This is a genomic window from Bacillus pretiosus, assembly GCF_052947655.1.
The window spans coordinates 380,065-399,641 of sequence record NZ_CM129593.1 but is presented as its reverse complement, the minus strand read 5'-3'; the positions used below and the strand labels follow the sequence as shown (position 1 = coordinate 399,641).

At 34.4% G+C, this 19,577-nt stretch carries 19 protein-coding genes, 2 pseudogenes and 1 riboswitch; of the genes and pseudogenes, 8 read left to right on the top strand and 13 right to left on the bottom strand.

Translation table 11 applies throughout. The annotated features are described in order from the left end of the window. Positions 1 to 3: 3 nt before the first annotated feature. Both ACU8YW_RS02120 and ACU8YW_RS02115 read right to left on the bottom strand, forming a co-directional pair. On the bottom strand, positions 4 to 930 hold the full coding sequence (locus tag ACU8YW_RS02120) for a methyl-accepting chemotaxis protein (protein WP_414017849.1): 927 nt from the start codon (positions 928 to 930) through the stop codon (positions 4 to 6). A gap of 15 nt (positions 931 to 945) precedes the next feature. Next, positions 946 to 1,131, bottom strand: a pseudogene (locus ACU8YW_RS02115) (HAMP domain-containing protein); the annotation flags it as partial. A 374-nt stretch (positions 1,132 to 1,505) separates the two neighbouring features. Here ACU8YW_RS02115 and ACU8YW_RS02110 point away from each other — a divergent pair. From ACU8YW_RS02110 to ACU8YW_RS02100, 3 genes are all read left to right on the top strand, one after another. Continuing rightward, on the top strand, positions 1,506 to 2,228 hold the full coding sequence (locus tag ACU8YW_RS02110) for an amino acid ABC transporter ATP-binding protein (RefSeq protein ID WP_064477213.1): 723 nt from the start codon (positions 1,506 to 1,508) through the stop codon (positions 2,226 to 2,228). A gap of 121 nt (positions 2,229 to 2,349) precedes the next feature. Then, positions 2,350 to 3,144: an ABC transporter substrate-binding protein gene (locus ACU8YW_RS02105; RefSeq protein ID WP_046953749.1), complete on the top strand. Its 795-nt coding sequence runs from the start codon at positions 2,350 to 2,352 to the stop codon at positions 3,142 to 3,144. Positions 3,145 to 3,237: 93 nt separating this feature from the next. Beyond that, entirely contained in the window at positions 3,238 to 3,930 is a 693-nt protein-coding gene (locus ACU8YW_RS02100) for an amino acid ABC transporter permease (protein WP_000461606.1), read from the top strand. A gap of 53 nt (positions 3,931 to 3,983) precedes the next feature. Here ACU8YW_RS02100 and desB read toward each other — a convergent pair whose 3' ends face one another. Further along, complete coding sequence (desB, locus tag ACU8YW_RS02095; RefSeq protein WP_064477210.1) at positions 3,984 to 5,069, bottom strand: Delta(10) desaturase DesB; 1,086 nt, start codon at positions 5,067 to 5,069, stop codon at positions 3,984 to 3,986. A 578-nt stretch (positions 5,070 to 5,647) separates the two neighbouring features. On the opposite strand from desB, the gene ACU8YW_RS02090 reads away from it, so the two are divergent. Then, the gene (locus ACU8YW_RS02090; protein WP_088061589.1) at positions 5,648 to 7,174 is read left to right on the top strand and encodes an FAD-dependent oxidoreductase; all 1,527 of its coding nucleotides are present in this window, start codon (positions 5,648 to 5,650) and stop codon (positions 7,172 to 7,174) included. Positions 7,175 to 7,316: 142 nt separating this feature from the next. Further along, positions 7,317 to 8,618: an MFS transporter gene (locus ACU8YW_RS02085; protein ID WP_097889287.1), complete on the top strand. Its 1,302-nt coding sequence runs from the start codon at positions 7,317 to 7,319 to the stop codon at positions 8,616 to 8,618. Between the two features lie 15 nt (positions 8,619 to 8,633). On the opposite strand, the gene ACU8YW_RS02080 is transcribed toward ACU8YW_RS02085, so the two are convergent. After that, entirely contained in the window at positions 8,634 to 9,416 is a 783-nt protein-coding gene (locus tag ACU8YW_RS02080) for a nucleotidyltransferase domain-containing protein (protein ID WP_088061585.1), read from the bottom strand. Between the two features lie 121 nt (positions 9,417 to 9,537). After that, the gene (locus ACU8YW_RS02075; protein ID WP_048541970.1) at positions 9,538 to 10,647 is read right to left on the bottom strand and encodes a PRK06851 family protein; all 1,110 of its coding nucleotides are present in this window, start codon (positions 10,645 to 10,647) and stop codon (positions 9,538 to 9,540) included. A 149-nt stretch (positions 10,648 to 10,796) separates the two neighbouring features. Further along, a riboswitch (SAM riboswitch) is annotated at positions 10,797 to 10,909 on the top strand. A gap of 84 nt (positions 10,910 to 10,993) precedes the next feature. Between ACU8YW_RS02075 and ACU8YW_RS02070 the strand changes: the two genes are divergently transcribed. After that, positions 10,994 to 11,626 carry a cyclase family protein gene (locus tag ACU8YW_RS02070; RefSeq protein WP_046958871.1) on the top strand — a complete coding sequence of 211 codons (633 nt, stop codon included), beginning with the start codon at positions 10,994 to 10,996 and terminating at the stop codon, positions 11,624 to 11,626. A gap of 27 nt (positions 11,627 to 11,653) precedes the next feature. Here the strand turns inward: ACU8YW_RS02070 and ACU8YW_RS02065 are convergent, their stop codons facing one another. The 7 genes and pseudogenes from ACU8YW_RS02065 to ACU8YW_RS02035 all read right to left on the bottom strand — a co-directional run bounded on the left by ACU8YW_RS02065 (position 11,654) and on the right by ACU8YW_RS02035 (position 16,432). Then, entirely contained in the window at positions 11,654 to 12,034 is a 381-nt protein-coding gene (locus ACU8YW_RS02065; protein ID WP_000424111.1) for a hypothetical protein, read from the bottom strand. Between the two features lie 178 nt (positions 12,035 to 12,212). Beyond that, a pseudogene (locus ACU8YW_RS02060) lies at positions 12,213 to 12,419 on the bottom strand (ATP-binding protein); the annotation flags it as partial. A gap of 209 nt (positions 12,420 to 12,628) precedes the next feature. Next, positions 12,629 to 13,894: an S-adenosylmethionine decarboxylase related protein gene (locus ACU8YW_RS02055; protein WP_088061581.1), complete on the bottom strand. Its 1,266-nt coding sequence runs from the start codon at positions 13,892 to 13,894 to the stop codon at positions 12,629 to 12,631. Positions 13,895 to 14,130: 236 nt separating this feature from the next. Beyond that, a complete protein-coding gene (locus ACU8YW_RS02050; RefSeq protein ID WP_001004279.1) occupies positions 14,131 to 14,799 on the bottom strand; it encodes a YwrJ family protein in 669 nt (222 codons plus the stop codon). A 163-nt stretch (positions 14,800 to 14,962) separates the two neighbouring features. Then, on the bottom strand, positions 14,963 to 15,412 hold the full coding sequence (locus tag ACU8YW_RS02045) for a spore coat protein (protein WP_088061577.1): 450 nt from the start codon (positions 15,410 to 15,412) through the stop codon (positions 14,963 to 14,965). Between the two features lie 20 nt (positions 15,413 to 15,432). Continuing rightward, positions 15,433 to 15,957 (bottom strand): spore coat protein, encoded by a 525-nt coding sequence (locus ACU8YW_RS02040; RefSeq protein WP_088061576.1) that lies wholly within the window; start codon positions 15,955 to 15,957, stop codon positions 15,433 to 15,435. 235 nt (positions 15,958 to 16,192) lie between these two features. Further along, complete coding sequence (locus tag ACU8YW_RS02035; protein WP_002006755.1) at positions 16,193 to 16,432, bottom strand: helix-turn-helix domain-containing protein; 240 nt, start codon at positions 16,430 to 16,432, stop codon at positions 16,193 to 16,195. Positions 16,433 to 16,611: 179 nt separating this feature from the next. Between ACU8YW_RS02035 and ACU8YW_RS02030 the strand changes: the two genes are divergently transcribed. Further along, complete coding sequence (locus tag ACU8YW_RS02030; protein WP_046953739.1) at positions 16,612 to 16,980, top strand: hypothetical protein; 369 nt, start codon at positions 16,612 to 16,614, stop codon at positions 16,978 to 16,980. A gap of 258 nt (positions 16,981 to 17,238) precedes the next feature. On the opposite strand, the gene ACU8YW_RS02025 is transcribed toward ACU8YW_RS02030, so the two are convergent. Then, positions 17,239 to 18,288 (bottom strand): NAD(P)/FAD-dependent oxidoreductase, encoded by a 1,050-nt coding sequence (locus ACU8YW_RS02025; RefSeq protein ID WP_001070939.1) that lies wholly within the window; start codon positions 18,286 to 18,288, stop codon positions 17,239 to 17,241. A gap of 331 nt (positions 18,289 to 18,619) precedes the next feature. Here ACU8YW_RS02025 and ACU8YW_RS02020 point away from each other — a divergent pair, with 331 nt between their 5' ends. Beyond that, complete coding sequence (locus ACU8YW_RS02020) at positions 18,620 to 19,537, top strand: iron-hydroxamate ABC transporter substrate-binding protein (RefSeq protein ID WP_000732569.1); 918 nt, start codon at positions 18,620 to 18,622, stop codon at positions 19,535 to 19,537. Positions 19,538 to 19,577: the final 40 nt, after the last annotated feature.

Genomic DNA, 19,577 nt, shown 5'->3' with positions numbered 1-19,577 from the left:
TTTTTACATTGAAAATCGTTCAATTGTTTGTTTCAAGTCTGCTGCTTGCTTTTCTAAATCCTTTAACAATTGATCGATTACTACCATATTTTTAGATTGTTGCAACGTCACACGTGCTACTTCTTGTGAACCAGCTGATGTTTCCTCAGCAATTGCTGCTACAGCCTTCGTCTGTGCTCCGGTTTGATGAATGTGACTCACTTGTTCGTTCATATAGCCACTAATTTGCTTCGTTGCATCGGCAACTTCCATAATACTTGATGACATTTCTTTTAAAATTAATTCAGTAGCTTCCCCACGTTTCGCCTCTTCTTTAGCCGTTTTCACTTGCTCTGTCATTTTCAATGCGACTTGTTGCACTTCTTCTTGCATATTCCGTAATAACTGCGATATATTTCTTGCAGAATGATCGCTTTCATCGGCAAGTTTACGTACTTCTTCAGCTACAACTGCAAAGCCCCTTCCATGCTCTCCAGCACGAGCTGCCTCAATAGAAGCATTCAGTGCTAATAAATTCGTTTGACTAGCAATCTCACTCACAACAGAAACAATATGTTCTACTTGTTTCATTCGTTCTTCTAATTTCTTTACATTTTGCATCGAATTTTCATTTTCTTTTGCCAATGTTTGAATACCTTGAATTAAAGAAGTAAAGACTCGTGTACTTTGCCCTAAAGCTTGAACCATTTCTAAAGACAGCTCGTCAGACTGTTTTGCTTTTTCTTCTACTTCACTCGCAATAGAAGTTGTTGTATCAACAGCAGAAACAATCGCCTGAATGGAAGCTGCTGATTGCTCGGCGCCAGAAGAAATTTCTGCAAGGGTTTCAGACACACCTCGTGCTTGCTTTGTTGCTTCCCCTGTTTGCCTTCTAATTTGCTGAACTTGATTATTTGTATACGAAAATGTAGTATCAATATTTTTTACCATACCTCTTAAGTTCCCTAGCATCATATTAAATGCAACACTTAAAGATTTAATCTCATCATCTGTTTTTGGTAACGGGACATCTTCACGAATATCGCCATCGGCCGCTTTCCTTGCAGCCTCCTCCAACTTTCGAAGTGGTTTAATTAAAAAGATTGCTGCTCCATACGCTAAAATTCCAGACCATACTACACCTAATAACATAACGATAATATTATAAACAGTTTGACTTACATAACTTTGAAAATAATCGTATATCACGTAAATAAAAAATATACTTGTTGAATATGTAATAAAAGCTAAAACTGTAGTAAATAGCATAAGTTGTGTACGTAAGCCAAAGGAAAATGTCTTCCTTTCTTTTTCCATCTCTTCTTTCCCCCTTTTTATAAGCAACATAAGTACTACCTATATATTATTATCCATATTTTCGTTATAGAAAGATATAGGGATTTTTAAAATCATTATTTCTTTGAATATCAAATTACCCGAAAAAAATAAAGGATTCTGACAATTTATGACTAATAACAGAAATAAGGGGCAACATTTGTAAAATATATTTTGACTGGGGGTTTTGTATGATTCAGGTTCGAAATCTAGTAAAATCATTCGGCTCGCTTGATGTTTTAAAAGGAATTGATTTACAAGTAAAAGAAAAAGAAGTTGTTGTTTTAATTGGTGCCAGTGGTTCCGGTAAAAGTACATTACTTCGCTGTCTTAACTTTTTAGAAATGTACGATGAAGGTGAAATTCACTTACAAGGTGAACGAATTGATCCACAGCATTCAAATTTAAACAAAGTCCGTGAAAATGTCGGAATGGTTTTTCAGCACTTTAACCTCTTTCCTCATATGACCTCACTAGAAAACATCATAGAAGCACCTATCCATGTAAAAAAATTAGAAACAACAAATGCAAAGGAAATTGGAAATCAGCTTTTGCAAAAAGTCGGTCTACAAGATAAAGCAGATGTAACTCCCCACCTCCTGTCAGGTGGTCAAAAGCAGCGCATTGCCATTGCACGAGCTCTTGCCATGAATCCTAAAATTATGCTATTTGATGAACCTACCTCAGCCTTAGACCCTGAACTTGTTGGAGAAGTATTGCAAGTTATGAAAGAACTTGCTGAAGAAGGAATGACCATGGTTATCGTTACTCATGAAATGAATTTCGCAAGAGATGTAGCTGATCGCGTCATATTTATGGATGACGGAAAGATTGTAGAGGACGCTCCGCCAGCACAATTCTTTTCAGCTCCATCACATGAACGAGCAAAACAATTTTTACGCAACGTTTTATAATGTAACTTCTGTTTCAAATGAAAAGAAATACATTCATACGGTGCACAACTAATTGTCCAAATAAAATATCTCAGTAACATACTTAAAACCATCCGTATGATCAATATATAGGAGGGGTTTTATGAAAAGAAAACTATTAACCATTGTTGCGAGTATTACATTATGTACATCCTTCATACTAGGAGCCTGTAGTAAGGAAAGTGCTACTACTTCTTCAAATGGTAAAAAAGAATTTCGTTATGCGATGAGTGGCTTATATAAACCTTTTAACTATAAAGAAAATGACGGAAAGCTTGCCGGTTTTGATGTGGAAATTGGTGAGGCACTTGCGAAAAAAATGAATATGAAACCCACTCCTATTACAAATCCATGGGAAACGCTAATTCAAGGTCTACAATCGAAAAAATATGATGCTATATTGGGCAGTATGGCAATTACAGAAGAACGCTTAAAAGCTGTTAGTTTCTCAAATCCTTATTATCGTTCTGGTGCCCAAATTTTTGTGGCTAAAAAGAATACATCTATCTCTTCTCCAGAAGATTTGAAAGGTAAAAAAATTGGTGTTGTAAAGGCTAGTACCTTTAAAGACCTTGTTGCAAAACATACAGATCAAATCACAGAATATGACAGCGATATTACTGCACTTATGGACTTAGAGCCTGGACGTATTGATGCAGTAATCACTGATCAAATGGTTGGTTTACGTATGATCAAAGAAGGTAAATCAAATATAAAAGAAGCTGGAAAACCATTAAATCTTGATGAAATGGGAATTGCTATTCGTAAAGATGATAAAGAAATGGTTGAGAAAGTAAATAAAGCTTTAGATGAAATCATTAAAGATGGTACGTATGAAAAAATCAGTAAAAAATGGTTTGGGCGTAATATTCTCGGCGAAGAGGAAAAAACGAAGTAAATTAGCTAGTCAAATGTTTCATACATTATGCCCCACTTTTTATGTGGGGTATTTCATTCCCTACCAAAATCCATACAATATGAGGTGACACATATGTTTGAAATTTTTATGTCTACTTATCCCACACTCTTAAAGGCTACTATTGTCACATTACAATTAACACTAACATCCCTATTACTTGGTTCACTAATTGGATTACTATTCGCTTTTTTTCGAATCTCTAACAATAAGATTTTAAATAGTATTGCTCATGTATATATCGCCATTATTCGTGGTACACCTTTAATTGTTCAAATTGCCATTCTCTATTTCGGTATTACATCGATTATTGTCTTCACTCCTTTTTGGGCAGGAGCAATTGCTTTAGCAATCCATAACGGTGCATATATTACTGAAATTTTCCGCGGTTCCATTCAATCTGTCGACCGTGGACAATTGGAAGCCGCTCGTTCTTTAGGTATGCCTTATCCTTTAGCAATGCGCCGTATTGTATTACCGCAAGCATTTCGTCAATCTCTTCCTCCTTTAGGAAATCAGTTTATTATTGGATTAAAGGACTCTTCTCTCGTTGCATATGTAGGATTGTCCGAATTATGGGGATCAGGTTTATCAATTGCTGCAAGTAACTTCCAACAATTAGATACATACATAATCGTTGGTTTATATTACCTCGTACTTGTTCTTCTATTTACTTATTTTGTTAATCTTTTAGAGAAACGATTACAAAGAAAAGAAACAAATTCAGTTCAATTTAGCAAAAAGAATAAAAAAGAAGTCTCTTTATAAAAAAAAAGCAAGCCTGAAATGGCTTGCTTTTTCACTGCAAAATATATCAATTTTTATTGATTTACTTTTTTAATACTCTCTTCTTCCTCTATATGTTCCTCACGATATGAAATATTATGAGGATCTAGTCCATTTCCTAAAGAACCATAGAAATGCTCTCTATGCGGATCCACTAATTCACTTCCTTGATAATACACACGTGGTGTATTCCATAGCGCTGCCAAAGCTTTTGTCATTGGCATCTCATGATAGCGTTCCGGCCACATTTCTTTAATTTTCTCTTTTACTAACGGATAGTATTTAGAGCTCATAGCAGGGAACAAATGGTGTTCTGTATGATATGAGAAATTGAAATGTAAAACGTCTACCCAGCGCGGCACTGTTACTGATAAACAGTTCGCTAACGGATCATTTACTGGAACAATTGGATTTAAGCGATGATTTGTTGCGATATATGCCATTACAATAAAGTTAGCAATTAACAATGGAATTACATATGCAAATAACCATTTTCCAGGTCCCATAATAAACAATAAACTAATCCAAACAGTCCAAGGCAAAAGAAGTTGAAGCCATACAGATTTTTGATTGGATGACTTAAATTCCTTTATAAAATGAAAGAACATTCGAGTCGAATGTAACGTAAATTGAATGGTTAGTGACAGAAAACTAAAGAATGAACGAACATGAAGAGGCATGCGATATACCCACCTTAAAAACTTACTCTTTTTCAGTTTCTCAAGTGTAGGCCATGCATCTGGATCATTTTCTTCATGTTGTGTATGAACATGATGCGTTGCATTATGCCACTTTCTCCAAAGCTTCGGGCCAGTTGATAATGGCATAAATGCTATCGCGCCTAAAAAATCACGAAGCCATGCTTTTCTTACAACAGTTCCATGTAAAATTTCATGTCCTAAAAATCCAAGTGAAGCAAAACATAATCCAAGAACAATCGCAATTCCTAGATTCGCCCACACATTCAATTCAAATACACCAATCGATATTAACCCCGCCAATGCCACAAGCAAATAAGCCAGTCCACCAAATAAACGTGTAGGAACTGGTTTAAATGCTTTTTTCGGCAAATGTGGTGATACACGTGCTGCATACCACCCAAACGTATGAAGCTCCTTCATCCTTTTGCCCCTTTCTTATGCCGCGTCTTGCGCAACTTACATATATCAATTCTTGCTTCCAGATTGATTTTACTAGCTGATTAAAAAGCATCTATGTATAAGGAAAATATACTCACTCTATCGTCACTTATCTTTTCGCTTTTATTATCAATGAAAAACATTTCTCTTTTTACTCTCTATCAACCTTTCCACATGATGAATCATATCAATAGAATTTCCATATTGTCAACAACTTTTATGACCTAGTAATAAAAGTTGGTTATATTTTTATAATCATACTTTATTCCACTAAAGAAAAAACATAGATTTTATAAGGTTTTACCCATTATGCATATATATACTGACATACTATAGACTCTATCTTATTCAAGAACTCTCTGTGTAAACAACAAATAAACTCACCTGAATCTAGCTTTGCACAACTCCTATCTCTTCATACCGACAACACCAAAATTATATTAAAATAATTTTATCTTTCTTTTAATAAAAATAGGCTCTCTCTAAAACAGCACACATGAATTTCATATCTTATGGAAATATTAAAAGGAAAATTGTTCTAAAATCGGGAGGTTTCTATAATGACAAGCGATACATTTCCACAATTCCCATTATCTTATTGGATTGAATCTACTCAAATCCCTGCTTTTCCCCCTTTATCTGAAAATATAAAGACAAAAGTTGCCGTTATCGGTGCCGGTATTACAGGTATTACTACTGCCTATTTACTTGCGAAAGAAGGCATCGATGTTGTTTTAATTGATTCTGGTCTTATTTTAAATGGAACGACTGGGCATACAACAGCAAAGGTAACAGCACAACACGATCTTATTTATGATGAATTAATAAATCATTTTGGTTTGGAAAAAGCGAGGCTTTACTATGAATCAAATAATCATGCTCTACAATTTATAAATGAGACGGTGAAAACATATAAAATCGACTGTAATTTCTCAAATGAAGATTCATATTTATATACAACTACTGATAATGGATTAAGAAGTTTATCAAAAGAATATGAAGCCTATCAAAAATTAAATATACCTTGTGACTATGTTCAATCTCTATCGATTCCGATTCCAGTACAATCTGCACTTGTCATGAAAAACCAAGGACAATTCCATCCCCTCCTTTATTTGAAAACACTTTTAGAAAAGTTTGTAGAGATGGGCGGAAAAGTTTATGAACAAACAACAGCTATTGATGTGGAAAAGGGTGATTATCCACAAATCATTACAAAGAGCGGACATCGCATCACTTGTGAATATGTTGTCTCTTGTTCACATTTTCCTTTTTATGATGCGAATAGCTTTTTCTTTACACGAATGTACGCAGAACGCTCTTATGCTCTTGCCATTAAAGCAAAAACAGATTATCCAGGTGGCATGTATTTAAGTATTGATGATCCAAAACGCTCCTTACGCTATACAACAAACAATGGAGAACAATTAATTTTAATTGGCGGAGAAAGTCATAAAACAGGACAAGGAATAAACACGATGCTTCATTACGAAGCACTGTATTCTTTTGCGGAAGCAACGTTTGGAGTAGATGAAGTTCCCTATAGATGGTCAGCACAAGATTTAATCACGCTAGATAAGCTTCCTTATATCGGACATATTAACGAAAGAAATCCAAATATATTTGTTGCAACTGGATATCGTAAATGGGGAATGACAACTGGAACTGCTGCCGCTCATTTACTGAAGGACTCCATTCTAAAAGTCCACAATCCCTATAAGGAGCTGTATGCACCATCACGCTTCCATGCAAATCCAGATATAAAAACATTCCTCTCCCAGAACATTGATGTTGCGAAACATTTAATTGAAGGAAAGATTGAAACCGCATTACGTAAGCCAGAAGATCTCGAAGTTGGTGAAGGATCTGTCGTACATGTTAATGGGAAACGAGCAGGTGCTTATAAGGACAAAGATGGGAAATTACATATTGTCGATACAACTTGTACACATCTCGGCTGCGAAGTTGAATGGAATAATGGTGATTGTACTTGGGACTGCCCTTGCCATGGTTCCCGCTTTTCAATTGAGGGAGATGTTATGGAAGGTCCAGCAGATCAACCGTTAAAACGAGTTGATAATGAGTAAACAAATAAAGAAGTTCAACAGGATTCCTGTTGAACTTCTTTATTTGTTATAAAACCTTTTCAGATAAACTTCGACATAAGAAGGGAAATATTAACATCAAATAAAATAATATATTTATCTATAAATAAAAGGAGGGAATACTATGCAAACTTCAGCTCCACCTCATCTAGAATCTACAAAAACTATCTTTTCAAGCTCTATTACAAAACTTGTTGTTTTTATTTGTTGGCTAGCCATTCTAGCTGATGGATATGATTTAGGTATTTACGGTGCCGTTCTGCCAAAGCTCCTAGAAGACAAAAGCTGGGCACTTTCACCGGCACACGCTGGTACAATTGCTAGCTATGCTTTATTTGGGATGTTTATTGGCGCTATTCTAGTTGGAACCATTACAGATCTAATTGGACGAAAATGGACGCTTATATGCTGTTTAGCACTTTTCTCCATCACAATGGGCCTTGCTGCACTTGCTCCTTCCCCTGAATTATTTGGTTTATCTCGATTTATCGGAGGAATCGGATTAGGCGGTGTTATTCCAACAGCTTCAGCACTTACTGTTGAATATTCACCAAAAAAGCGACAATCTTTTATTTATGCTCTTATGTTTACTGGCTATCCTTTAGGTATCGTGTTAGGTGCTATTTTGTCTATGTTTATGTTAGAAGATTTCGGATGGAGAATTATGTTTGGCATCGGAATGATTCCACTACTCCTCATTCCTTTCATCATTCGTTATTTACCTGAATCCATTCAATTTTTGTTATCACGTAATCGACAAGAAGAAGTGGAACAAATCCTTAATCGTTTTCAAATTGAATTCAATGCAAAAGAGGAAACTCATCAAGCCCCACCTAATATACGAAAGAAAAATGGATTTCTTACGTTATTCTCAAAAGAGTACATAAAAGCGACGCTGCTTTTTTGGATTACTTATATAATGGGAATGTTTTTAATATACGGTTTAAACACTTGGTTACCGCAGATGATGCGCCAAGCAGGATACCCTCTTGGATCTAGTCTATCATTTTTACTTATGCTAAATATTACTGCCGCTATCGGTGCATTATTTGCTGGAGCAATCGCGGATCGTATAGGGGCTAAAATTGTTATTAGCATCTCCTATCTTATGGCAGCTATATGTATTGGACTATTAACAATTAAACCATCTGTTACAATCATTTATCTTTTAATCGGCCTTGCTGGAATTGGATCAGTCGGTATTACTCAAATATTAAATGCATATGTAACACAATACTTCCCATCCCATATCCGAGCTACCTCCTTAGGCTGGGGACTTGGACTTGGCCGAGTTGGTGCGATTGCTGGTCCTATTCTTGTCGGTATTATTATGACAATGCAATATGACTTAGCATGGAATTTTTACTTATTCTCATTCGCGGGTCTTCTTGCAGCTATATCTGTTTTCTTTATTCCTACAAAATAAAAAAAGAGCACAAACTCACTTGTGCCCTTTTTCATATACTTCAAACAACATATCTCGAAACAATGTATTTAAACTCTCAATATCGATTCCTGATCCCTTTTCAATTCCTTTTACATATTGCTGATAGTAATGAATTTGTTCTTCTAAAAATTGATTCAACACCTCAATTTTTAATCCAACATCTAATTCAGTACCTGCCTTTTTCTTTATTAACAACTGTTCAATTTCATCTAATACGCTACGTTCTAACGATAATTCTGTAATCAATCGATCGAATTCTACAGGTGGTAAAGTTGTTTTCTCCTCTAGCCACTTACAAGCTAAAATCGGACGCAATACATAAAAGTATTTTTTCAATTTTACGTTCTCACCTTGCAAAAATTCACGATAATTTTTTGAAGCCATATGTAAGTAATGATATATCGTTGCTTTTGGATCAAAGTGCTTATCACTCATTTGCTGAAGCTGTTCTGGGAAATGAGAGTTTTTCGAATAGAAAATCGGTGATCGAATCCATTCGAGTAAAGCTGGGTTTGACTTTGCGAATAACTGTAACGCCTTTTTAATATCCCACCCGCTTATATCTAAATCATCACTAATCGGATACTCAATTACATCTCGTTTATCATGAATTGATAAATACCACTCTACCGGATGCATATAAACAAATCTAACATCATAATCACTATCTTTCGATGGAAATCCCCAAGCACGACTCCCTGATTCCACTGCAAATAAAATTTTCACATCATTCTCTTGTTCAATTCTTGCTAACTCCACTCTAATTTTCTCTCTCATTTCATACCCTCTCCATTTTTTGATTATTTCCTTGGAAATTCGACAAATATACTCCTAATTTTACTACATACTAAAATAGCTGTCAGAAAATTCCCGACAGCCTACCAAAATCCTTTATTTTTTACTTGTTCTTTTCTTTTACACTAACCGCAATTCGTTCAAACTCTTTTTGAATCTCCTCTTTATATGCATCTACTTTTGAAAAATCCATAGCAGCAATATATATTCGTTCTAATTTATCACGAACTGATTTCGCTTTCGCTAAGAAAGACATCGCCTCATTCATTTTTGCTTTATATTGAATCGACACGTCACGAATTTCTGTCGCATACTTCTCATCTGTCCCTGGTGTTACAATCAAGGCATACATATCTATAATTTCATCACCTTCGCGGCTCGGAAAATATTCATGTGGTGCGGTGCTATCAAAAATTGCAAACCCTAATTCTCTTACGATAACCATATCAAGACTATTTGGATCAAATCCACAATGATATACTTCAACTTCAAATCCTTTTTCTTCTGCTGCCTTAGCTAATTTTTTAAGCATTGTTGATTTCCCAGATCCTGGGCGTCCTTTTATAAAATAACGATGTGGTAATCCCTCTGTTAAATTAGGAACAAAATCAACTGCTCCTTTCGGTGTAGCTGCCCCTAAAAACCGATGTTTCACAAGCGATTGTTTCCCGCCTTTATCTGTAAATAACTTCTGAATCAGCTGATCGGTTAGTTCATTTGCTTTATTAAAATCAATATTATTAATATATATTTTCTCCCACTCGTCATGTATAACTAGTGCCTCGTTAAAACAAGCGTAAGCAGTTTGAAAAGCCTTGCTTGCTTCTGAAACAAATCGTTCAATTTCCACCTTCTGCTTTCTTAATTTATCTGAGTCCCAAGCAACCCCTAAATTAATATACTCTTCGACAACTCCTGGCATTTTCGGCTCAATAACATGCGGTGATGTTCCATCAACAATTCCTACTTTTAACTTCGGGATAATTACACCATCAACCGATTTATTATCAGAAGAGCAGTGTAAAAATTCAATATCATATCCTTTTTCAACCCACTCGCGACCTATTGCTTTGATTAAAGAAGATTTCCCGGTTCCAGGACCACCCTTTAAAATAAATAACCTGTTTAGCCCTTTTAAATTCTCATCGTATAAATTATGAAATCCTCTAGCTGTATTTCCACCAGCGTAATAATTCAATACATTCCCTGTCACTGCACTCACTCCTTCGCAGCATTCTATTTACATAAGCTACAATATGCGAGCAACTTTATTTGGGTGAATACCTATTTTATATTGCACGAAAAAAGGAAATGAATTACAATTTAAAAGTAGTGAATATTCAGAAACGAAAACTTAATATGTCTTTATCAAGAGAGGCAGAGGGACCGGCCCTTTGACGCCCAGCAACCTCAGTTTATACAAACTGAATAGGTGCTAATTCCTGCAAAATGCATTGCATTTTGAAAGATAAAACGTAACTATTGTGTACAAAACTCATCTTTCTTGATTATGAAAGGTGAGTTTTTTTATTTCAAAACATATATTGGAGGTATTTAAAATGAAAGTAATTGACCTATCACAAACATTTGAAAACAATATGTCCCAATTCCCTGGAACACCAAAAATCAATTTAGGAGCCATTACAAGCGTTGAAGAGACAGGCTATCAAGTTACAGATTTTCATTCTGTCGTTCATGTTGGCACGCATTGTGATGCTCCTGCTCATTTCATTTCAGGCGCAACGACTATTGATCAATTACCCCTAGATCAATTTGTAGGCGAAGCTGTTCTTATTGATGTAACTCATGTACAAGAACGAAAACTACCTAAAGAAGTATTACACAACGCTGACATAAAAGAAGGTGATATTGTCATTTTCCATTCCAATCTATCTACGAAATGGAATACAGAAGCATATGAGAAAGAAGCTTTTTATCTTTCTGAAGAATTAGCTGAAGAACTAGTTCAATTAAAAGTAAAATCTGTCGGTTTAGATTTCATCTCTCCTGATGAGGTAACGACAGAAACATCGCCAATTCATCACATACTACTTGGGAATAATATTTATTTAATCGAAAACTTAACAAACTTAGATGCAATTAACACGAAACGTTTCTTTTTCTCAGCGGCACCTTTAAAAATTAAAGATAGCGACGGTGCTTTCGCAAGGGCATTCGCTGTAATTTTTTAAACAAACTATACAAAAAAGCAAAGATCATCATTGACCTTTGCTTCTATTTTTTTTATTTAAACTAAGAAAGAATTGCTCAACACGAGGACGTAACCAAGCTAAATAATCTTTCTCTTTCTTCTTTGTACAAGCTATTTCTTCGCCATCTACCATTCCGACAAGCTCTAGCTCTAACAGTTGCCTCGTAAATGCTAACATATTTATTTCTTCGTCTGGATACTCTTCTTTTAATTTCTCCTCAATTTCCCCCAATAAAAAACCGTCACGCATCATTGCCAATGCATCAATCCAAAGTGGCGGCATTTCATATTTTTCTCCTGTAATTGTATCTTTTACAATATAATTCTTTTGCTCTTTTCGAAATTGAATCGTGTGTAAACATACAGTCGAATTTAATGTTAATTCCATCATACCACCTCTTTCATAATATCTGCATAGAAAAAAGGATGCGCGTGCACCCCTTCTTTCTCTAACACTACCGAACCGTTACATGAATAATAAATCTCATGTCGATATTTTCCTCCATTATAAACGAAGTATTTTATAAAAAAAACCCTTCTTGAAACATTTTATAAAATGTTTATATTTACACAACAAGAACACTTTTCTGAAAAATATTTTTCTCTAGCACATTATGCTGTCGGTAAAAAATTTCCTCTTTCGTTCCTATTCCCATGCTACTTTGAATCGCGATACTTCCTTGATGTTCCTCAATGATTTTATATGTAATCATTAACCCCAGTCCCGTACCATTCTCCTTTGTTTTGTAAAAATCTTTACCGATTTTCTCTAACAAATCCGTTAATTTTTTTAAATACTTTTAAAGCTTCTCTTTCCTCATATATCAAGCTTTTAAATTTGTTCATATAAATACTCCTCATACTCAATACAAAAGCTCTACATATTATCTCCTTAAATTATAAGTATGAAATTGCTTTCAGGGTAAGATGTAACCTTATCATACGAAAAGGAAGGAGATTTCCCCTTCCTTTTCGTCACAACTTATATCCATCTTACCCGATCATGTAGCAATCCATCCGTAAAGTCATTTCCGCCCACTACAAAATCCTTCATATATAAATTCAAATATTCTCCGTACTTACTCTCTGTATTTAATAATAATTCCTCTACATAATAGGCACCTTGTTTAAAGTTATCGAACAGTAAACTACACAAGCCAGCATAAATTCCGCATCCTACTTGGAAGTAAGTCGCATTCGTTTTATATTTATGAAAAACTTGACTGCTATTCATCACGTTATACATATATGTCTCACTATTTTCATAAACGAGTAATACACCTACTAGATCCTCGCCGGCAATCTCTTCTTCGGCTGGATTAAATACTTTACGATTCCAACTCCATAAATCTTCTACTTGATCTAAGTTCTGTCTAATTACATTAGTCGTATACTCATTAATTCGGTAAAGAAAACCCACTTCCATATTGAAGTTTTTTCCTAAAATTAAAACTTCCTCATGTGGCATTAAACAGCCATAAAACTCTTTCTCTCCTAACTTTACTTTATACTCTGAAGCATATACATCTTCATAAAAATAAAGAGGACGATGATGACTCATATACATCGGATAACTCCATATCGCTTCATCTAGAAATCGCTCTACTGCCCATGAAGCATAAAGTGTATGAGGCTTTATAAGTGCTGTATCATTTAAAAATGACGTATCATGTTCTACTATATAACATGCTCTTGGCTTTTCCTTTGGACGTTCCTTCATAAGTTCAACAACCATCCATTGAACAACACCTGGATTCATACCTGAGCCTATAATTGCTTTTGTATTTGTAAATTTCTCTTTCTCCTTCTCAAACCTCGTATATCTTTCCGTAAGCTGAAAACCGATTAAACTATCGTCCTGATCTACTTCCTCATTTTCCAAAGCTGAATTAATATAACAAATTCCAAGTTCATTACAACAACTTAATACTCTGATTGTATCTGCCCCCGAAACATCAATAACAACACCCGTGCTTTTTTCTTTCAAATGTTGTTTGAATTTCACTACATCTTGAAGGTCAATTTCATATAAAAACAATTGATCTTTCAAATTTGGAAACAACTCACCATAATAAGCCCTATCTTTTTGTTTTATGTCAACCAAATGAAATGTAACATTCTTTATCGCTTCATAAATCGGGTCTTTTTCATTTGCTATCGCTTGATTTAAAATTGCTAAAACTGCTTTTGCTGCTCCACCAGCACTACCAAGTAATGTAATCGATAACGAATTTGGAAACTGCTCCACAAACAAAACCCCTTTAATATATTAGTTGAGCAGTTCTCCCACAAAAAAATAAATTGAATATATAAAAAATGGCTCGTACATATTTTTTATAATTTTGCACAAGATTTCCTCTTCAAAGGTCACACTAACACATTTATATTCAATTCATTTTCCCTCTCATATTCAAATCGAGCTAAACAAATAGGCTCGACCTTTTCTTCTGCATATAAAAGAAAAAGCCAGCCCTTTCAACTAGATTACGGACAATGGACAGATTTCACATGTTGAATATTCACATACATTTTTGCATCACGTGCTTTTAATATTTCAATATGCCCTTCATCAATCTTTGCCATCTTTCCGATTTTATTAGATTCCTCACCTAAATCGAACACCATGATTTTGCCGGACATTTTAATAAGCTGTTCTTCGAATGTTCTAGCTAACGTAATATTTAATGGATTCACGGGGAGTTCATTTTTATTGAGGGCGTACGGGACTTGGTTTTCTTTATACGGAATTAACCATTTCAAATGCTTTAAAGATATATATACTGTTTTATAAACTGGGCTATAAAAAACAATATAATCGTTCATTACACTTGTAACATAACCATGTATTGGAGCATTTCCTGCTACATAAACCTCTGTAAAAATCCCTTTAGAAGTGCTTAATACTTTTCTTAAAGAAATAGAAGGCGATTCCCTCTTAATTACAGAGTCAACATCTGGTTTTGATATTTCCTCATCATATGGTCTTAAAAATTTATAATATTGTACATGGTATAAAGATATATATACGTAGTCTTGTCCATTGTAAAGAACAACAATATCATTTCCTACGTCTATTAATACACCTTTAAATCTTTTTTCACCGATTAGTTTAACATATATATTTTCTCCAATACTTTTGTTTAACTCATTCATCTATATCCTCCTTCCTATAAATTTTTTGCTTTCCTATTCTCCATTCAAAAAAATAATCAGGGGCAATGTTCCGTCTTAATAGTAAAGACTTCCTTTTCATACTATCCGAAATAAGAAATCGTTCTTCACCTTCAACCATAATGCCCCTCTTATTTATCAAACATTATTCTTCTTCATTCTTTTTACATTTCACTACTTGGCTCACACTCTTAATATGAGACTTAATTACATAAATAACTTCATCGCAGTTTACTAGTGTAATACAGTCATGGTGTACCTCACTTAACAAACCTTCTACACATTCTGGACCGCCACGATTAATCTTTACCCACTTATACTTCAAGTCACGTAATACATCGACAAAAGTATCATCATCAGAGCAGAAACTTGAAACATAGCAATCGCCACATTTACTTTCTTTCACTTTCTTAACTAGACTCTTCACATGCTTTAGTTGGTAATATACTAGTTCACCAAGAGGAAGTTGTAATGTAAGGTAATCTCTTCCTAACGATACAAGTACCCCCACTCGACTCTCTGGTCCACGAAGATTTACTTTTACAGTCTCACCGACTAAACACTTAATTTGCTCACAGCATAATATGCTCTCCAATTTCGTATCCCCCTTTCTTATTATCTTCCTCTACTTGATTGTCTTTGTGCACGAGCGCGACCTGAATTATTGCTACTACTTTCCTTACTACTACTATCGTCGCTCTCATCGCTCTCTCCGCATGCTAATGCATTATAGTTAACGCTTTTAATATGCTTTATTGCAACTAATATAATTTCTTCTTTTACGATCAATGTTACGAAATCACACGAAACATCTTGTAAGATGCCTTCTACTTTCTCTGGACCACCGCGATTAATTTTCACCCAGCAATATTTGAAGCTTTGAAGTAGTGCTTCAAAGTCTTCTGCACATGCACAATCTTCCCAATCGCAATCACTTGATCCACAGTCTTTCGCATTTTTTGTAATACTTTTTAGATGACTAAGTTGATAGTAATAAAGCTCACCTTTTTCATTCTGCAATACGAAGTAGTCCGGACATACTGATATTATTGTTCCTTTTTGAGATTCTGGACCACCCCTGTTTACTCTCACAAAAGATCCAATTAAGTCTTTCAAAAAATCACAATGAAATAAACTCACGAGAAAACCCCTTCCATTAATTTATAAGCATTTGCACTGATAGTATATGTATCTGTACAGGTTACGTTCTCTATGTTTGTCCTAGCTAGAAAAAAATATGCTTTTAACATGGTAGACTACTACCTATCAAAATTCGAAGAAATGCTAAACGCTCCTTAGGCTTTTAATATCTTTAAACAAAAAATCCCGTATGAAGATACATTTCTGCATATCTTCATACGGGATTTCCCATAGTTTAATCTTCGTCTTTAACATCCATATCTTCTGGAATTGGTTCATTCAATATATCTTCCACTAATTGCTTATATTTCTCCATTTGTTCTAAATGTGTATTGAATTGTTCTTTATTTAATAAATATTGCTCTCCATCAAATAGTGCACGAATTTTCTTTTGCTGAATTAGCTCTTCAATATACGACTTTGGTAAATTCAAATACTCCGCAGCTTCTTCTACTGTTATATACAACGCGTTCATTCCTTTATTATTTTTTCATATATACTGTATCTTACTTTATTTTTGTAAACAAATAAAAAAGATTTTGTAAATGCAATTTAAAAAGAAGGTGGATGCATTCCATATATTGTATAATAATATAGTAAGGATTTTTTAAATATAGAATGGTATTACCCATTTACACAAAGGAGAGTTAACATATGGCTACTCGTCACATCATTACAATGTTAGAAAAAACATTACAATTTGAAACAGAAAACACAATTTCTCATTTAACTACATCTTTATCTGATCGTATTCTTTCTCAAAGCGCAGCAATACATGAAAACAATTGTTACCATACAATTGGGGAATGGTACAAAAATCATTTTTTATTCCAACAAGATGATTTCCTTTGGGCTAAATACGCTTTCTATGACGCATATTGTGAAGCTATAAAGGAACAAGGACATCTTACAAAACGCGTCCGTCAAATATTAGAATCATTAGCTCGAATGCATGGAAAACAGTACATTGCCTCCATATTAAATATGCCATTTCCTAACGAACGAGCTAAAGGGACAGCATAATGTAATACTGTTCTGCGGCAGTAAAACATAGATTCATTGTTTTCTAGGAAGATTTACAAATAAAACGTTCATATCACATGAACTGATGAAACCGGTGTCATTACAATGATTGAAAATATAGTAAACAGGAAAACCCCCATTTACCTCTCTCGTCACTCGAGAAGAGAAGTAAATGGGGGTTACTTGTTTCTTTATCCCGCTATTAGTGCGCGGCCATACTCAGCTGGGAATAGCCCCACTGATTACAGTTTAACTTTATTATTTCATCATCTGCTTGATCAATTCACGATTTCTCTTCTTAAATACTTCATTATGCGAAGAAACCATTCCGTACTCACTTGCATCTGGTTGAATAAATTGTTTCGCTTTATTTACAGCATTTCCAGCATCTTGGAATGCTCCCGCAATTAAGTGTAATTTCCCTTCGTGCTTTAAAATATCTCCCGCAGCATATAATCCATCTACAGAGGACTCACTATTCGCATTACCTGCAATATAATAATTATCTATAATTGCAACGTCTAACTCACTATTTTCTAATAACGTAATGTCACGTTCATATCCATGGTTAATAATCACTTCATCAATAGGTAAATGTGAAATTTCACTTGTTTCATGATTCGTTAATTCTACATATTCGATCGCTTCATGATTATCACCAGCAATGAGTTTTGTAATCGATGTATTAAAGAAACACTCCGCCGAGCTGTTCAGCAGTTGTTTTACTTGTGCTTCATGACCAGATAATTCTTCTTTTCTATATGTTACATACACTTTTTTCGCAATTGGTTCTAATTCATTTGCCCAATCAACAGCAGAATTTCCTCCGCCGGAAATAATGACCGTCTTACCTTTGAAACGCTTTAAAGATTTCACTGTATAATTTAAATTAGATACTTCAAATCGCTCAGCACCTTCAATTGATAACTTTTGAGGTTTCAATATACCACTTCCAGTTGCGACGATAACTGTTTTTGAAAAATGTTCTTCTCCAGTGCTTGCTTTTAACGTAAAAGTGCCATCTTCGTTACGAATAATCGATTCTACTTTTGTATTTAATACCACTTCTGGCTTAAATGTTAGCCCTTGCTGTACAAGTTGTTCAATTAATTTATCACCTGTAACTGGCAGCAGCCCTCCTACATCCCAAATCATCTTCTCTGGATAAACATGTATTTTTCCACCTAACTGTGGTTGAAATTCTATTATTTTCGTTTTCATCTCTCTGAGTCCACTATAAAAAGCTGAATAAAGCCCTGCAGGCCCTCCGCCTATCACAGTTACATCAAACAATTCTTCTTGATTCATTCGTGTCACTCCTCAGCTACTAGTCATTGATTATCATTCTCAATAAAATATAACCTGTTTCCGCAAAATTTACAATCAAAATTACTATTGACAATACACCTATATAAAATTATATTATTTAAAGAATCAATAGTGATAATCATTATCATTTTGTTAATAATTAGTAAATTTGAGATTACATCTTCTTTTATTAATATGGTTAATACTATATTGTAGAATCTCATATCCAAGATTTTTAATAAGCATTTTGCATTACCACTACTCTTTCAAAAAGATTGCAGTTAAACAAATTATTATATACAAATATCATCTATGTTAAAGGAGAAAGACAATGAAAAAGTTATTTATTTCACTAACAGTTCTTTTCGTTCTTGTTATGAGCGCTTGTAGCAATGGCTCTACAGACAAAAAGAACGATGCAAAAGGTAGTAAATCAGAAACAATTACATACCAATCTGAAAATGGTAAAGTAGAAGTTCCTGCAAATCCAAAACGTGTTGTTGTTTTATCATCATTCGCTGGTAACGTAATGTCATTAGATGTAAATCTTGTTGGGGTAGATTCATGGTCTAAACAAAACCCACGCTTTGATAGCAAACTTAAAGATGTTGCTGAAGTATCAGATGAAAACGTTGAAAAAATCGCTGAACTAAATCCAGATTTAATCATTGGTTTATCAAATATTAAAAATGTTGATAAGTTAAAGAAGATCGCTCCTACTGTAACGTACACTTACGGAAAAGTTGATTACTTAACACAGCATTTAGAAATCGGTAAATTATTAAACAAAGAAAAAGAAGCAAAAACTTGGGTTGATGACTTCAAGAAACGTGCACAGGACGCTGGTAAAGAAATTAAAGCAAAAATCGGTGAAGATGCAACAGTTTCTGTTGTAGAAAACTTCAACAAACAGCTTTATGTATACGGCGAAAACTGGGGCCGTGGAACAGAAATTCTATACCAAGAAATGAAATTAAAAATGCCTGAAAAAGTAAAAGAAAAAGCATTAAAAGAAGGTTACTACGCATTATCTACTGAAGTATTACCTGAGTTTGCTGGTGATTACTTAATCGTAAGTAAAAACAAAGATACTGATAACTCATTCCAAGAGACAGAATCATATAAAAACATCCCAGCAGTAAAAAATAATCGCGTATACGAAGCAAACATGATGGAATTCTATTTCAATGATCCACTTACATTAGATTTCCAACTAGACTTCTTCAAGAAAAGCTTTCTTGGTAAATAATACAAACATGAGGAATTCTTAATTTAAGAATTCCTCTTCC

What these genes read in the sequence shown, in the direction of transcription:
- ACU8YW_RS02120 (WP_414017849.1), bottom strand. Translation starts at nt 930, where the DNA reads ATGGTAAAAAATATTGATACTACATTTTCGTATACAAATAATCAAGTT.
- ACU8YW_RS02110 (WP_064477213.1), top strand. Translation starts at nt 1,506, where the DNA reads ATGATTCAGGTTCGAAATCTAGTAAAATCATTCGGCTCGCTTGATGTT.
- ACU8YW_RS02105 (WP_046953749.1), top strand. Translation starts at nt 2,350, where the DNA reads ATGAAAAGAAAACTATTAACCATTGTTGCGAGTATTACATTATGTACA.
- ACU8YW_RS02100 (WP_000461606.1), top strand. Translation starts at nt 3,238, where the DNA reads ATGTTTGAAATTTTTATGTCTACTTATCCCACACTCTTAAAGGCTACT.
- desB (WP_064477210.1), bottom strand. Translation starts at nt 5,069, where the DNA reads ATGAAGGAGCTTCATACGTTTGGGTGGTATGCAGCACGTGTATCACCA.
- ACU8YW_RS02090 (WP_088061589.1), top strand. Translation starts at nt 5,648, where the DNA reads ATGACAAGCGATACATTTCCACAATTCCCATTATCTTATTGGATTGAA.
- ACU8YW_RS02085 (WP_097889287.1), top strand. Translation starts at nt 7,317, where the DNA reads ATGCAAACTTCAGCTCCACCTCATCTAGAATCTACAAAAACTATCTTT.
- ACU8YW_RS02080 (WP_088061585.1), bottom strand. Translation starts at nt 9,416, where the DNA reads ATGAGAGAGAAAATTAGAGTGGAGTTAGCAAGAATTGAACAAGAGAAT.
- ACU8YW_RS02070 (WP_046958871.1), top strand. Translation starts at nt 10,994, where the DNA reads ATGAAAGTAATTGACCTATCACAAACATTTGAAAACAATATGTCCCAA.
- ACU8YW_RS02065 (WP_000424111.1), bottom strand. Translation starts at nt 12,034, where the DNA reads ATGGAATTAACATTAAATTCGACTGTATGTTTACACACGATTCAATTT.
- ACU8YW_RS02050 (WP_001004279.1), bottom strand. Translation starts at nt 14,799, where the DNA reads ATGAATGAGTTAAACAAAAGTATTGGAGAAAATATATATGTTAAACTA.
- ACU8YW_RS02035 (WP_002006755.1), bottom strand. Translation starts at nt 16,432, where the DNA reads ATGAACGCGTTGTATATAACAGTAGAAGAAGCTGCGGAGTATTTGAAT.
- ACU8YW_RS02030 (WP_046953739.1), top strand. Translation starts at nt 16,612, where the DNA reads ATGGCTACTCGTCACATCATTACAATGTTAGAAAAAACATTACAATTT.
- ACU8YW_RS02025 (WP_001070939.1), bottom strand. Translation starts at nt 18,288, where the DNA reads ATGAATCAAGAAGAATTGTTTGATGTAACTGTGATAGGCGGAGGGCCT.
- ACU8YW_RS02020 (WP_000732569.1), top strand. Translation starts at nt 18,620, where the DNA reads ATGAAAAAGTTATTTATTTCACTAACAGTTCTTTTCGTTCTTGTTATG.